Origin of the sequence: Serratia sp. CC22-02 (assembly GCF_900182895.1) — a bacterium.
Taxonomy (GTDB): domain Bacteria; phylum Pseudomonadota; class Gammaproteobacteria; order Enterobacterales; family Enterobacteriaceae; genus Serratia; species Serratia nevei.
This window is the reverse complement of the sequence record NZ_FXUD01000001.1, coordinates 707397-720078: the sequence shown is the minus strand read 5'-3', so window position 1 is coordinate 720078 and position 12682 is coordinate 707397. Positions and strand designations below refer to the sequence as shown.

The following is a 12682-nucleotide window of genomic DNA, read 5'->3' as shown; positions in this document are numbered from 1 at the left end:
AGGAACCCACAGCATGCGCATGAGCACCAGCATGATGTACCAACAGAACATGAACGGCATCACGGGCAACCAGTCGCTGTTCATGAAGGCCGCCGAGCAGCTTTCCTCGGGCAAGCGGGTGATCAACCCGTCCGACGATCCGCTGGCGGCGTCGCGCGCGGTGATGTTGTCGCAGTCGCAGGCGGAAAACAGCCAATACACGCTGGCGCGGACTTTCGCTCGCCAAAGCGTGTCGATGGAAGAAACGGTCTTGGCCGGCGCGACGTCCACCATCGCGGACATGAAGGCGCTGATCGTCAGCGCCGGCGGCACCGAAAGCGATAACGACCGCCAGTCGTTGGCCACCCAGCTGCAGGGGCTGAAAGATCAGCTGCTGAACCAGGCCAACAGCACCGACGGCAACGGCCGCTATATGTTCGGCGGATACGTGAACGACAAGGCGCCGTTCGTCGACAACGGTGGCACCGTCAGCTATCAGGGCGGTGACAAGACGGTTCAGCAGAAAGTGGACGCCAACCGCACCATGACCATCGGCCATACCGGCAACGCGGTGTTCATGTCGTTGACCAGCAACCCGAAGCCTGAGCCGGACGGCAGCGCGCCGGTCAGCAACGTATTCGAGAGTATCGATATCGCGCTGAACGCGCTGAAAACCCCGCTGCAGGGCGCCGATGAGGCCACCAAGCAGCAGGTGAACGATGCGCTGGCGAAAGCCAACCGCGGCCTGGACAACTCATACAACAACGTACTGAGCGTGCGCGCCGAGCTGGGCAGCCAGCTGCAGGAGATGGATCAGCTGGACAGCATCGGCAAAGAGCGCGACATGACCAACCAGGTCCAGATGAGCGCGTTGACGGATGCCGATCTGGCCGAGTCTATTTCGTCTTACTTTATGCAGCAGGCGGCGCTGCAGGCGTCGTATAAAACCTTCAGCGATATGCAGGGCATGTCGCTGTTCCAGATGAACCGTTAAGAGCAAGACCCCGTTGCCTGACCGCGACGGGTTTCCCTTTAGTGCGCTTAGAAAACGTCCTCTCCGCCCCGCGGGGAGGAAGGCTTCTTGAAACCGGGCGCACTCGTTTGGCGCGTCACTCGTTCTCCCACTACTGACTGAGTGACGCGCCTTTTTTTCATCAGGGAAGAAATAATACGATTGTCACCCCTGTTTAATGCGCAACGGCATGATTGAAATCAGTGGCGGAAAAATCGCGATGGATATTATTTCCCTGACGATAAATAGTGGTGCTATTTCTTTTTCTTCTCTACTTTCCATTTTCCGCCGTCGGCCGTCTCGGTAAAAGAAACTCTAAACTTGTTGCTTTTCCAGTGGGTCAAACCGAATAACCGGCGTGCTTTGCGGTTGCTTTTCGCTTTAATCATGATCTCGCTCCTGTGGTTAGCAAAGGTCGATGCTGCGCCCTGCAGCCGGCAGGCTGCCGGACGCATTTATTCTGGGTGTAAGTTATCTGTCGCGCATTTAACAATGCGTGACTGCGTTATTCTTATTTTTTACTCGAGATAAACGTACTTTATCGCTGCGAAAAATAAGGAGGTGCAAGGCGATATTTTTTTGTTACCGGGTCTATTCTAGGTCGGGGTTTTATTTATTCAAGCCACCGGAGACATTTGAACCTTAATCCGGATAAAAGGCGTTTCTCAGGCTTTTGTCCCAAGAAAGCGTTTTTATTGCCATTTTGTCTCAGGCGAAAACGGGGGGAAGGAAGGGGCTGCGCAGGGGCTTAGAAGGTCATGCCGCCGATCACCGCCGCCAGCCGATCGAAGATTTCACCGAACAGATGCTCGCAGAACGGGGCTAACATCGGCATCATCATGCCCAGCGTCATGATGCCGAAGGTCATGGTGACCGGGAAGCCGATCACGAAGACCGACAGCTGCGGCGTCATGCGGTTGAGCAAGCCGAGCGCCATGTTCAGCGTTAACAGCAGGCAGATCAGCGGCAGCGCCAGCATCATGCCGTTGATGAAGATCAGCGAGCCGACCTGGGTCAGTACCAGGAAGCCGTTGCCGTTCAGCGGCTGCGTCTGGATAGGCAGGGTGTGGAAGCTGTCCGCCAGCAGCGAAATCAGCCACAGATGGCCGTCGAAGCTGAGGAACAGCAGCATCGCCAGCAGGTTGAGCAGGCGCGCCAGCACCGGCATGTTCGGGCCGCCGCTGGGATCGAAGAAGGTGGCGAATGACAGGCCCATCTGCATGCCGATCACTTCGCCCGCCAGGCGCACCGCCGCGAAGGCGAACTGCATGGTCAATCCCAGCGCCACGCCGATCAGAATCTGTTGAATCGCCAGCCACAGGCCGGCGGCGGAGAAGATCGGGATATTGCTGGCGGGCAGCGTCGGCGCGATCAGGATGACGATCAGCCCGCCAAGGCCGATTTTGACCTTTTTGCTGATTTGCTTTTCGCTGAATATCGGCGCGGTGCTTATCAGCGCCAGAATGCGCAGCAGCGGCCAAAAATAGTGGCTGAGCCAGACGGTGAGCTGGGCGCTGTCGAAGGTGAGCACGGTTAGCCGATCAGGGTGGGCAGGTTGCTGAACAGGGTGCGCATGTAGTCCAGCAGCAGGTTCAACATCCAGGGGCCGGCGATGATGATGGTGGCCACCACCGCCAGAATTTTGGGGATGAACGACAGCGTCATTTCGTTGATCTGGGTAGCGGCCTGCAGCAGGCTGACCACCAGGCCGCTGATCAGCGCCGCCAGCAGCAGCGGCGCGGCCAGCGCCAGCGCCACTTTCATCGCCTCGGTGCCGAGCGCCATAACCGATTCAGGTGTCATCTCGCGTTCTCCGATCGGGGGTTACGAATAGAAGCTCTGCGCCAGCGAACCGAGCAGCAGCTGCCAGCCATCGACCAGCACGAACAGCATCAGCTTGAACGGCAGCGAGATGGTGGCCGGCGGTACCATCATCATCCCCAGCGCCATCAGCACGCTGGCGACCACCAGGTCGATAATCAGGAACGGAATGAACACCGTAAAGCCGATCTGGAAGGCAGTTTTCAGTTCGCTGGTGACGTAGGCGGGCAGCAGGATGCGCATCGGCACCGCCTCCGGGCCGGCCAGCGGCGGCTGATTGGCCAGCCTGGCGTACAGCGCGAGATCGGTTTCGCGCGTTTGGCGCAGCATGAATTCGCGCAGCGGCTGCGCGCCTTTATCCAGCGCGACCTCCAGCCCGATCTTGTCCTGGCTGAACGGCAGGTAGGCGTCCTGATAGACCTTGTCGAACACCGGCGACATGATGAAGAAGGTCAGGAACAATGCCAGCCCCAGCATCACCTGATTCGGTGGCGCCGACGGGGTGCCCAGCGCGTTGCGCAGCAGCCCGAGTACGATGATGATGCGGGTAAAGCTGGTCATCATCAGCAGCATGGCGGGCAGGAAGGTCAGCGAGGTCAACAGCACCAGCGTCTGCACCGGCAGCGACCAGCTTTGGCCGCCGTTGGCCAGCGGCTGACTGATCAGCCCCGGCAGTTGCGCCAAAGCCGCCGGGCTGATGAACAGCAGGGCGGCAGGGAGACAAACCGCCGGACGGCGGACGAGGGTATGAAGAGTCGAGGTCATGCCGATTTTTCCGGGCGTTTCAGAACTTTTTGCATCAGTTGGCGGAAGTCCGCCGGCGTCGCCGCATCGGCCGCACCCTCGTCTTTCGGCGGGGCGGGCAGGGTGTGCAGCGGGGTGATCTGCTGGGCGGTGACGCCCAATACCAGCAAGGTATCGTCGACTTCCACCACCACCACGCGCTCGCGCTGCCCGACCTGGCAACTGGCGCGCAGGTTGAGCAGCTTGTTGTTGCGCGCCTGCGGAGCGAAGCCCAGCCGGCGGAACAGCCAACCGGCCAGCAGGATCAGCAGCAGAATGCCGCCGAGCGCGCTGCTGACCTGCATCAACACCGAACCGGCCGGCAAGGCCGGCGCGGCGGGTTGTTGGGTACTTTGGACGGTAACGGGCGCCGCGACGGTCATCAGCGGCTCAGTCGACGCATGCGTTCGGACGGGGTGATGATGTCGGTGATGCGCACGCCGAACTTGTCGGCCACCACCACCACTTCACCTTGTGCGATCAGGTAACCGTTGATCAGGATGTCCAGCGGCTCGCCGGCCAGGCCGTCCAGCGCCACCACCGAGCCTTGCGACAGGCGCAGCAGCTCTTTGATGGTCATCTTGGTGCGCCCCAGTTCCACGGTAAGCTTGACCGGAATATCCAGGATCAGGTCGATATCCTGCAGGCTGCCGAGCGCATCCTGAGCTTCCAGCGACTTAAACACCCCTTCGGTGCTCGCGCCGGATTTCTCTGTCGACTGCTGCTCGTTAAACGCATCAGCCCACAGATCGTCTACGGATTCCTTTCCTTCGCCAGACGGTTGCTTAGGATCACTCATTGGGCTGTTCCTCACTCAGAGCATTCAAAATAGGGTTAATCAAATGTTCAACACGCAGGGCATATTGCCCGTTCAACGTGCCGTATTGGCTGGTCAGAACCGGTACGCCGTCCACATGGGCGATCAGGCGTTCCGGCTTGTCTATCGGTAATACATCGCCCGGCTGCAGCTTCAGGACTTTCGACAGCCGCATTGGGATATCGACGAAGTTGGCGATAAGCTCCAGTTCGGAGTGCTGCACCTGCTTCACCAACGTTTCGCGCCAGTGGCTGTCTTCCTGCCGCGAATTTTCCAGCGGCGGGTTGGTCAACAGCTCGCGCAGCGGTTCGATCATCGCGAACGGAATGCAGATGTTGAACTCGCCGGTCAGCGCGCCGATCTCCACCTGGAACGGCGTGGTGACCACGATGTCATTCGGCGAGGTGGTGATGTTGGTGAACTTCACCTGCATTTCGGCGCGCACGTACTCTACGTCGATCTTGTAGATGGCGCTCCAGGCGTCGCCGTAGGCGTCCAGCGCCAGGCGCAGCATGCGCTTGATCACCCGCTGTTCGGTCGGGGTGAACTCGCGGCCTTCGACCTTGGTCGGGAAGCGGCCGTCGCCGCCGAACAGGTTATCGACGGCGATGAACACCAGGCTCGGCGCGAACACGAACAGGGCGGTGCCGCGCAGCGGGTTCAGATGCACCAGGTTCAGGTTGGTCGGCACCGGCAGGTTGCGGGCGAACTCGTGATACGGCTGGATTTTGATCGGGCCGACGGTAATGTCCGGGCTGCGGCGCAGCAGGTTGAACAACCCCATGCGGAACTGCCGGGCAAAACGTTCGTTGATGATTTCCAGCGCGTGCAGACGCTCGCGCACCACGCGGCGCTGGGTGTTCGGATCGTAAGGCTTGACCTCGCTCTCTTTGCCGACTATCGCTTCGGGTTCATCACCCGCGCTGTCGCCGTTGAGCAAGGCGTCGATCTCTGCCTGTGAAAGAATGCTATCGCCCATAGTGATTACCGCAGTATGAAGGCGGTGAACAGCACGTCGCTGACCACCTGCTTCGGTTGTCCCTTAACCAGCGGCGGGCTGAGCACGTCCTTAATCTGCGCCACCAACTGTTGCTTCCCTTGTTCATTGGCCAGCTGGCTCGCTTCCTGACGGGAGAGCAGCATCAGCAGACGGCTGCGCACTTCCGGCAGAAAATCGTTCAGCTGGCGGCGGGTACTTTCGTCCGGCAGACGCAGCGTGAGGCCGATGTACAGCACGCGATCCGGGTTGTTGTCCGGCGTCACCAGGTTGACGGTAAAGGTGTCGAGCGGCATGAACACCGGCGCGGCCGGCGGTTGCTGTTTGGCAGCGGCCGGTTCGGCACCGTTTTTATGCTGTTGCAGCAACCACCAGCTGTAGCCCGCGGCGCCACAGGCGACGACGCTGATCAAGACCAGCAGGATGACCAGAAGGGGGCGTTTCGGTGCTGCCGGAAGGGAGTTCTGAGACATAGCGAAATCTAATTCCTGTTGTTCCACCCGCGGCCGGCGAGGCGGCGGGCATAGCGCGCGGCAAGGCCGCACGCATGACATGTAAAGGTATTATCGCGTCTATTGCGGCGTGCAATAGCCTGAATAGACGCGCAAATGGGTGCCAGCTTGGGCGTTTGCGGCGGCTTAGGCGAAAATATCGACGCCGTTGACCGCGCTGGCCATACGCTGCAGCGCCGCCGGTGCGCTGACGCCCTCGGCGGCTGCGCCGTCACCGCCATGATGTTCAGCATAGCTGGAACGCCCCTGGCCGTTGGAAGCCTGCTGTTGCGCCTGCTGCTGCCATTGCGGAGTGGACTCGCCGCCCACGCTGCTCTGCCCCAGGTTGATACCGCTCTCCGCCAGCGCGTGCCGCAGCTGCGGCATCGCCGCTTCCACCGCCGCACGCACCTGACCGTGAGCGGAGGCGATGTGCAGCTGCGCCTGCTGATCGTCCAGTTTCAGCGTGATCTGCAAGGCGCCCAGTTCCTGCGGGTGCAGGCGCAGCTCGGCGCTTTGCTGGCCGTTGCGGTGGAACATCAGCACCTGCTGGTTCAACGCCTGCTGCCACTCCGGGCTGCCCAGCTGCGCGTTGAGCTGCGGCGCAGGCGGTGCGGTCACCAGTGCGCTGGCAGGAGCGGCCGTTTGCGTTGGGCTGGCGGCGGCCAGGGCGACGGCGTGGTTGAGCGTCGGTGGCTGCTGCGCATCGCTCGCCGGCAGCGGCTGTGCGGTGCTTGCCCGTTCGCCGTTGGTCGGTTGCGGGAGCGCCGCCTTGGCATTATCGCCGTCGGTAGCCGACGTTTTCGCCCCTGTTAGCGAGGGAGCGGGGGATGCCGAGGAACGCGCGACGGTTTTATCACCGGCCGCCGCGATGTTCAGCAGGCCATTGCCGGGCTGCAGCGCAGTCGCTTCGTCAGCGCTATCCACCGGCAGCGAACGTTGGCCTTCGGCCGGTTGCGCCTGGGCGACGATCGCGGCCGGCAGCATGGCGTACAGCGCCTGCAGCGTTGCGGCATCCAGCTCTTTGGCGGCGGCGATCGGCGGCTGCGCCGGTTTGTCGCCGGCGGCGGGCGCTTCGTCCTCGGCGCCCTCAGGTGAAAGCGCGTCGGCTGAGGCCGTCTGGCCCGGCAGCAGGCCGCCGCGCTCGCCGAAAGTGGCTAGCAGTTGATTGAGCTGGTTGCGGCTCAGGGCCGGGGCGCGTTCTTCGTCCGCGCTCAGCGCGACCGGCGGCTGTTTGCCGTCGGCGGCGGGCGCGAAACGGGCGCCGAGCAGCTGGGCGAAAGCGGACGACAGCTGGCTCTCATCCAGCGCCGACGTCAGTTCGGCCAGGCCGCCGGCGTCGCCGGGTAAGGCCAGGCCGGGCAGGGCGTTCAGATTCATGGGTTGATATTCCTTTGTGCACTGCGTTGAGCGAACTCATCCATCAGTTTTTGATCCCGTTTGTTCTCCTGCTGCTGCTCCGCCGTCAGAGCGCGGGTATGCAGGGTCTCGAAAGCGTTCAGTCGCTGTTGTTTGTCTTGCCATTGCTTCACCGCATGATCCACTTTCTGCCCCCACTGCAGCAGCTGCTGGCGGTGTTGGTCGATGGCCTGTTCCAGCGTGCCGATAAACTGCTGGTAGTTTTGCCAGCGTGAGCTGTCCATGCCGTCGCAGAGCGTATGATTCAGCTTCTGGCGGTATTCGTCCTGATAGTTGAGCAGCATCGACAGCTGCTGCTCTGCCGCCTGCTGCGCCTGCCGTACCTGGCCCAGCTGTTGCGCGGCCTGTTCCACCGCATCCTGCGCCAGATCTCGCAGGGTAATCAGGGGGGATTGTGATTTCATCGCTGTGCGCCTCTGGTGACGTTAAACAATCAACTGCTGCAGCTGTTGACAGGCTTCATCATAGCCGCTGCGTTCAAAGATGCCCTGTTGCAGGTAAGCTTCCATCTGCGGATACAGCGTCATCGCTTTGTCCAGCAACGGATCGCTGCCCGCCGCGTAGGCACCGACGCTGATCAGATCGCGGTTGCGCTGATAGCTGGCCAGCATCTGTTTGAAGGTGCGCACCCGGCGGTAATGCTCTTCGTCGATCAGCGACGTCATGGCGCGGCTGATTGACGCTTCGATGTCGATCGCCGGGTAGTGGCCGGCTTCCGCCAGGCGCCGGGACAGCACCACGTGGCCATCGAGAATTGCGCGCGCCGAGTCGGCGATCGGGTCTTGCTGATCGTCCCCTTCGGTCAACACGGTGTAGAAGGCGGTGATGGAACCGCCGCCGCTGATGCCGTTGCCCGCGCGTTCCACCAGCGCAGGCAGCTTGGCGAAGACCGACGGCGGATAGCCTTTGGTCGCCGGCGGCTCGCCGATGGCCAGGGCGATCTCACGCTGCGCCATGGCGTAGCGGGTGAGGGAATCCATGATCAGCAATACATGCTGCCCGCGATCGCGGAAATCTTCGGCGATGCGGGTGGCGTAGGCCGCCCCCTGCATGCGCAGCAGCGGCGACACGTCCGCCGGCGCGGCGATCACCACCGAGCGCGCCCGGCCTTCGGCGCCGAGAATGTTCTCGATAAAGTCTTTGACCTCGCGGCCACGCTCGCCGATCAGGCCAACGACGATCACATCCGCCTGGGTATAACGGGCCATCATGCCGAGCAGCACGCTCTTGCCGACGCCGGAGCCGGCGAACAGGCCCATACGCTGGCCGCGGCCGACGGTCAGCAGGCCGTTGATGGTGCGCACCCCCACGTCCAGCACCTGCTCGATCGGCGTGCGCTGCAAGGGGTTGAACGGCGCGGTGATCAGCGGCGCGCGGTAACCGGTTTCCGGTGAAGGCAGGCCGTCGAGCGGTTTGGCGCTGCCGTCCAGCACCCGTCCCAACAGGGCCGGGCCGAGCGGCAGCTGTTTGCCGGCGCTTTGGCCTTCCGGCGCGATGCGGGCGTAAACCCGCGCGCCCGGCACGATGCCTTCCACTTCTTCCAACGGCATCAGGAACAGCCGCTGGCCGTTGAAGCCGACCACTTCGCTTTCCACTTCCTGCACCTCACCGGCGTCGTGCCGTTCGATGAGGCAGGTCGCGCCGAGCGGCAGCTGCAGGCCGGTAGCCTCCAGCACCAGCCCGGTCGCACGGGTCAGGCGACCATAGCGGCGCACCGTCGGCGCGCGCGCGATGCGTTTTTCCAGCGTATCCAGAGAGCTCAGCCAGCGGCCGAGACGCGCGGTCATCAGACTTCTCCCGGTGCCGCCAGGCGGCACAGTTCATGCCAGCGCGTCGCCAGACTGGCGTCGAGATCGCCTTCCTCGGCGCTGACCTTGCAGCCGCCCGGGTGCAGCTCGCCGTCCGCCAGCAGGCGCCAGCCGTGCAGGCTGAGGGTAACCCCCAGCTGCTGCTCGACGCGCGGGTAGTCGTCCGGGTGCACCCGCAGCTGCGGCTTGCCGTTGAACATCGGTTCCTGTTGGATCAGCTGTTGGATCTGCGCCAGCAGGGCGGTGCCGTCGCATACCGGCGGCTGGCCCAGCACCTGTTTGGCGGCGGTCAGTGCCAGCTGCATCAGCCGTGAAGCGATCACGCTGTCGAGCGCGTCCAGCGTGTGCTGGAATTCGGTGACCAGCTGCTGCCAGTGGGCAGTCAGCGGCTGCTGCTGCTGTTGCGCTTCCAGCAGCCCTTGCTGGCGGCCTTCCTCCAGACCAGACTGAAAACCGGCCTCATAGCCTTTTTGCTGGCCGTCGGCATAGCCCAACTGCTGGCCCTGTTGCTCCGCCTGCAGGCGCAGCGTCGCCAACTGCTGCTGCAATTCGGCCTGTGCGTCCGGCGACGGATCGTCAAGTTCGAGATCCGGCAACTGCGGCAGCTCGACAGCCGGTTTCTGTTCGCCCAGGTCGTTGAGCGACCAGGGCTGCCAGGGCAGGGTGTTAATGCGATCAGACATAGGTGTCCTCGCCGCCGCCGATGATCATTTCGCCGCTTTCCGCCAGGCGTCTTACCACCAGCAGAATGGCTTTCTGCTCGTTCTCCACCTGCGACATGCGCACCGGCCCACGGTTGGCCAGATCGTCGCGCAGGATGTCGGCGGCGCGTTGCGACATGTTCTTGAGGAACTTCTCGCGCAGCGGCTGCTCGGCGCCTTTCAACGCAATCAGCAGCGACTCGCCTTCCACTTCTTGCAGCAGGCGTTGGATACTGCGATCGTCGACCTCCACCAGGTTTTCGAACAGGAACATCTCGTCGATGATCTTCTGCGCCAGCTCGCCGTCGTATTCGCGCATCGCGTCGATGACCGCTTCTTCCTGCTGGGTTTTCATCAGGTTGATGATCTCGGCGGCGGTGCGCACCCCGCCCATTTTGCTGCGCTTGAGGTTCTGGCCGTCGAGCAGATTGTTCAGCACTTCGGTCAGCTCCGCCAACGCCGCCGGCTGTACGCCGCCGAAGGTGGCGATACGCAGCATCACGTCGTTGCGCAGGCGTTCGTCGAACAGGGCCAGGATATCTGCCGCCTGGCCGCGTTTGAGGTGCACCAGAATGGTGGCGATGATCTGCGGGTGTTCGTCGCGGATCAGATCGGCAGCGCTCTGCGGCTCCATAAAGTTGAGCGTTTCCATGCCGGTGGTGGTCTCGCGCGATTCGAGAATGTCTTCCAGCAGGCTGGCGGCGCGCTCTTCGCCCAGCGCTTTGACCAGCACCGAACGCAGGTAGTCGCTGGCGTTGACGCTCAGCGCCGCGTATTGCTCGGCGTCGTCTTCAAACTCGGTCAGTACTTCGCCGAGCTGTTTGTGCGAAACCTGGCTCATGCCGGCCATGGTGCCGCTCAGCAGCTGTACTTCGCGCGAGGAGAGGTGTTTGAACACCTCCGCCGCGCGATCTTCACCCAGCGTCATCAGCAGGATGGCGCTTTTGTCGGTTCCGGTCAGGCTCATATCTCGTTACTCATCCATTGGCGGATTACCAGAGCGACCACGCGTGGGTCTTTGTCAGCCAGATCGCGGATCCGCTGGCTCTGGACTTCTGCGCTGACGCGCTGCTGCGATTTACGACGCTGCGCCAGCTCCTCGTTGCTCGGTTTGCTGCTGTCGACCGGTTTGGCGGCAGGGGCGTTGGCGGCGGCGACGGCGGCCTGTTGCGCCGCCTGGCGCTGTTGCAGCTGCGGCCGCACCAGTTTGCGCCACAGCAGCCAGGCCACCAGCAGCACCAGCAGATAGCGGCCCGCGTCGATCAGACGATCGATAAACGACTGGCTTTGCCAGAACGGCAGTTCGCCACCGGTCACCTGACTGTCGGTAAACGGCGTGTTGACCACGTTCAGGGTATCGCCACGGCTGCTGGAGTAGCCCATCGCTTCACGCACCAGCGCTTCGATCTGCGCCAGCTGCTCTTTGCTCATCGGCTGCGGTTTGCCGTCTTTATCGGTGCCCAGATAGTTGACGACCACGGCGACCGACAAACGCTGCACGGTGCCGGCTTTTTGCTGGGTATGGCGAATGGTGCGGTCGAGCTCGTAGTTGGTGGTCGCGTCGCGACGGGTATTTTGCGGTACGCCGCTGGCCGCCGCGCTGCGGGTGGTCGCGGCGTTTTGCGCGGTGGCGTTGGCGTTGGCATTGTTGCCTGCGGCGGTGGCCGGCTTGGCGGTCTCAATCGGCGCCGTGGCCGGCGCGCTTGGCTGATTGGACAGTGCGCCCGGCACGCCGCCTACCTGTGGCCCGCCGATCTGCTCGCTCAGGCTGGTTTGCTGAGAGCGGATAGCGGCTTTGTCAGGCTGTTGGTTAGGTTGGTACTGTTCATCGGTTTGTTCGCGAGTGGCGAAGTCGATTTGCGCCGTGACCTGCGCGCGCACGTTGGCGCTGCCGACCACCGGGGCGAGGATCGCTTCGATGCGGCGCTGGAAGCCGTTTTCCACTTCGTTGGCGTATTTCAGCTGCGAGGCGTTGAGATCGCGCCCGGTGCCGTCGGACTGCGTCAGCAGACGGCCAGCCTGATCGACCACGGTCACATTGCCCGGCGGCAGGCCGGCGACGCTGCTCGACACCATATAAACGATGGCGTTGATCTGGCCATCGTCCAGCGCACGGCCGGGTTGCAGGGTCAGCGTTACCGACGCGGAAGGGGATTTTTGTTCGCGCACGAACAGCGAAGGTTTAGGCAGCGCCAGGTGAACGCGGGCGTTTTGTACCGGCCCCAGCGATTCGATAGTGCGCGACAGCTCGCCCTCGAGGGCACGCTGATAGTTGATCTGCTCGCTGAACTGGCTGATGCCGAATTTTTCCTGATCCAGCAGTTCGAAGCCGACGGCGCCGCCTTTCGGCAGCCCTTGCTGCGCCAGGCGCAGGCGGGTTTCATGCACCTTTTCCGCCGGGATCAGCAGCGCTGCGCCATTCTCGGCAAAGCGGTAAGGGATATTCATCTGCGTCAGCTGGGTGACGATGGCGCCACCGTCGCGGTCGTTCAGATTGCTGTACAGCACGCGGTAGTCGGGACTTTTCACCCACAACAGCAGCGCGACGACGATCGCGATCGCGGCGGAAGCGGCGACCAGCAACGGAATTTTCGGGTTGGCGCGCAGACGATTCCAGATGGCCTGCAGGCCGTTGTCGCGGCTTTCGCCGGCGGTTATCGAAGCACTCATTTTAGGTCTCGTCCTTCAATGGCGCTCACGATCCCGTACGGGCCGCTGAGCAGCTCCCTGCCAGGCTGATGAACGGTATGGTTAGCGTTGTGTGACAAAACAGACTCCCTGATACACATATCTTCTAAATAGCGGCGCTCCCATTTCTGGGCAGGCCATTATTCGCCTTATCAGACGATTCTGA

The 12682-nt window shown here is 62.5% G+C and carries 15 protein-coding genes; 1 reads left to right on the top strand and 14 read right to left on the bottom strand.

The genetic code is table 11. The features are described 5' to 3' along the window. The first annotated feature begins 13 nt into the window (after positions 1-13). Positions 14-973: a flagellar hook-associated protein FlgL gene (flgL, locus tag QOL81_RS03480; protein ID WP_060420803.1), complete on the top strand. Its 960-nt coding sequence runs from the start codon at positions 14-16 to the stop codon at positions 971-973. A gap of 272 nt (positions 974-1245) precedes the next feature. Here the strand turns inward: flgL and sra are convergent, their stop codons facing one another. The 14 genes from sra to fliF all read right to left on the bottom strand — a co-directional run bounded on the left by sra (position 1246) and on the right by fliF (position 12498). Further along, positions 1246-1380, bottom strand: coding sequence for a stationary-phase-induced ribosome-associated protein (gene sra, locus QOL81_RS03475; RefSeq protein WP_087763075.1), 135 nt, complete (start codon positions 1378-1380; stop codon positions 1246-1248). Positions 1381-1739: 359 nt separating this feature from the next. After that, positions 1740-2522 (bottom strand): flagellar biosynthetic protein FliR, encoded by a 783-nt coding sequence (gene fliR, locus QOL81_RS03470; protein ID WP_033632754.1) that lies wholly within the window; start codon positions 2520-2522, stop codon positions 1740-1742. A 2-nt stretch (positions 2523-2524) separates the two neighbouring features. Then, positions 2525-2794: a flagellar biosynthesis protein FliQ gene (gene fliQ, locus QOL81_RS03465; protein WP_004934803.1), complete on the bottom strand. Its 270-nt coding sequence runs from the start codon at positions 2792-2794 to the stop codon at positions 2525-2527. A 21-nt stretch (positions 2795-2815) separates the two neighbouring features. Next, positions 2816-3577, bottom strand: coding sequence for a flagellar type III secretion system pore protein FliP (gene fliP, locus QOL81_RS03460; RefSeq protein ID WP_261990632.1), 762 nt, complete (start codon positions 3575-3577; stop codon positions 2816-2818). Then, positions 3574-3978: a flagellar biosynthetic protein FliO gene (gene fliO, locus QOL81_RS03455; RefSeq protein WP_060425879.1), complete on the bottom strand. Its 405-nt coding sequence runs from the start codon at positions 3976-3978 to the stop codon at positions 3574-3576. The genes fliP and fliO overlap by 4 nt, the downstream gene beginning before the upstream one ends. Next, positions 3978-4394, bottom strand: a complete 417-nt coding sequence (gene fliN, locus QOL81_RS03450) for a flagellar motor switch protein FliN (RefSeq protein ID WP_038876868.1) — start codon at positions 4392-4394, stop codon at positions 3978-3980. Before fliN ends, fliO begins: the two co-directional genes overlap by 1 nt. After that, a complete protein-coding gene (fliM, locus tag QOL81_RS03445) occupies positions 4387-5391 on the bottom strand; it encodes a flagellar motor switch protein FliM (protein WP_025303254.1) in 1005 nt (334 codons plus the stop codon). Before fliM ends, fliN begins: the two co-directional genes overlap by 8 nt. A gap of 5 nt (positions 5392-5396) precedes the next feature. Further along, positions 5397-5882 carry a flagellar basal body-associated protein FliL gene (gene fliL / locus QOL81_RS03440; protein ID WP_004934797.1) on the bottom strand — a complete coding sequence of 162 codons (486 nt, stop codon included), beginning with the start codon at positions 5880-5882 and terminating at the stop codon, positions 5397-5399. Between the two features lie 165 nt (positions 5883-6047). Beyond that, on the bottom strand, positions 6048-7280 hold the full coding sequence (locus tag QOL81_RS03435) for a flagellar hook-length control protein FliK (RefSeq protein WP_283439656.1): 1233 nt from the start codon (positions 7278-7280) through the stop codon (positions 6048-6050). After that, entirely contained in the window at positions 7277-7723 is a 447-nt protein-coding gene (fliJ, locus tag QOL81_RS03430; RefSeq protein WP_033647768.1) for a flagellar export protein FliJ, read from the bottom strand. The genes QOL81_RS03435 and fliJ overlap by 4 nt, the downstream gene beginning before the upstream one ends. A gap of 21 nt (positions 7724-7744) precedes the next feature. Next, positions 7745-9106, bottom strand: coding sequence for a flagellar protein export ATPase FliI (gene fliI, locus QOL81_RS03425; protein WP_004934781.1), 1362 nt, complete (start codon positions 9104-9106; stop codon positions 7745-7747). After that, positions 9106-9810 (bottom strand): flagellar assembly protein FliH, encoded by a 705-nt coding sequence (gene fliH, locus QOL81_RS03420; protein WP_038876881.1) that lies wholly within the window; start codon positions 9808-9810, stop codon positions 9106-9108. The genes fliI and fliH overlap by 1 nt, the downstream gene beginning before the upstream one ends. Then, positions 9803-10795 (bottom strand): flagellar motor switch protein FliG, encoded by a 993-nt coding sequence (fliG, locus tag QOL81_RS03415; protein ID WP_060420814.1) that lies wholly within the window; start codon positions 10793-10795, stop codon positions 9803-9805. Before fliG ends, fliH begins: the two co-directional genes overlap by 8 nt. After that, entirely contained in the window at positions 10792-12498 is a 1707-nt protein-coding gene (gene fliF, locus QOL81_RS03410) for a flagellar basal-body MS-ring/collar protein FliF (protein WP_149571144.1), read from the bottom strand. Before fliF ends, fliG begins: the two co-directional genes overlap by 4 nt. Positions 12499-12682: the final 184 nt, after the last annotated feature.

Excerpts from the sequence above, each read along its gene's own strand:
- fliQ (WP_004934803.1), bottom strand. The coding sequence starts at position 2,794 with ATGACACCTGAATCGGTTATGGCGCTCGGCACCGAGGCGATGAAAGTG.
- fliP (WP_261990632.1), bottom strand. The coding sequence starts at position 3,577 with ATGACCTCGACTCTTCATACCCTCGTCCGCCGTCCGGCGGTTTGTCTC.
- fliN (WP_038876868.1), bottom strand. The coding sequence starts at position 4,394 with ATGAGTGATCCTAAGCAACCGTCTGGCGAAGGAAAGGAATCCGTAGAC.
- fliG (WP_060420814.1), bottom strand. The coding sequence starts at position 10,795 with ATGAGCCTGACCGGAACCGACAAAAGCGCCATCCTGCTGATGACGCTG.
- fliF (WP_149571144.1), bottom strand. The coding sequence starts at position 12,498 with ATGAGTGCTTCGATAACCGCCGGCGAAAGCCGCGACAACGGCCTGCAG.
- fliH (WP_038876881.1), bottom strand. The coding sequence starts at position 9,810 with ATGTCTGATCGCATTAACACCCTGCCCTGGCAGCCCTGGTCGCTCAAC.
- fliM (WP_025303254.1), bottom strand. The coding sequence starts at position 5,391 with ATGGGCGATAGCATTCTTTCACAGGCAGAGATCGACGCCTTGCTCAAC.
- fliO (WP_060425879.1), bottom strand. The coding sequence starts at position 3,978 with ATGACCGTCGCGGCGCCCGTTACCGTCCAAAGTACCCAACAACCCGCC.
- fliL (WP_004934797.1), bottom strand. The coding sequence starts at position 5,882 with ATGTCTCAGAACTCCCTTCCGGCAGCACCGAAACGCCCCCTTCTGGTC.
- QOL81_RS03435 (WP_283439656.1), bottom strand. The coding sequence starts at position 7,280 with ATGAATCTGAACGCCCTGCCCGGCCTGGCCTTACCCGGCGACGCCGGC.
- flgL (WP_060420803.1), top strand. The coding sequence starts at position 14 with ATGCGCATGAGCACCAGCATGATGTACCAACAGAACATGAACGGCATC.
- sra (WP_087763075.1), bottom strand. The coding sequence starts at position 1,380 with ATGATTAAAGCGAAAAGCAACCGCAAAGCACGCCGGTTATTCGGTTTG.
- fliJ (WP_033647768.1), bottom strand. The coding sequence starts at position 7,723 with ATGAAATCACAATCCCCCCTGATTACCCTGCGAGATCTGGCGCAGGAT.
- fliI (WP_004934781.1), bottom strand. The coding sequence starts at position 9,106 with ATGACCGCGCGTCTCGGCCGCTGGCTGAGCTCTCTGGATACGCTGGAA.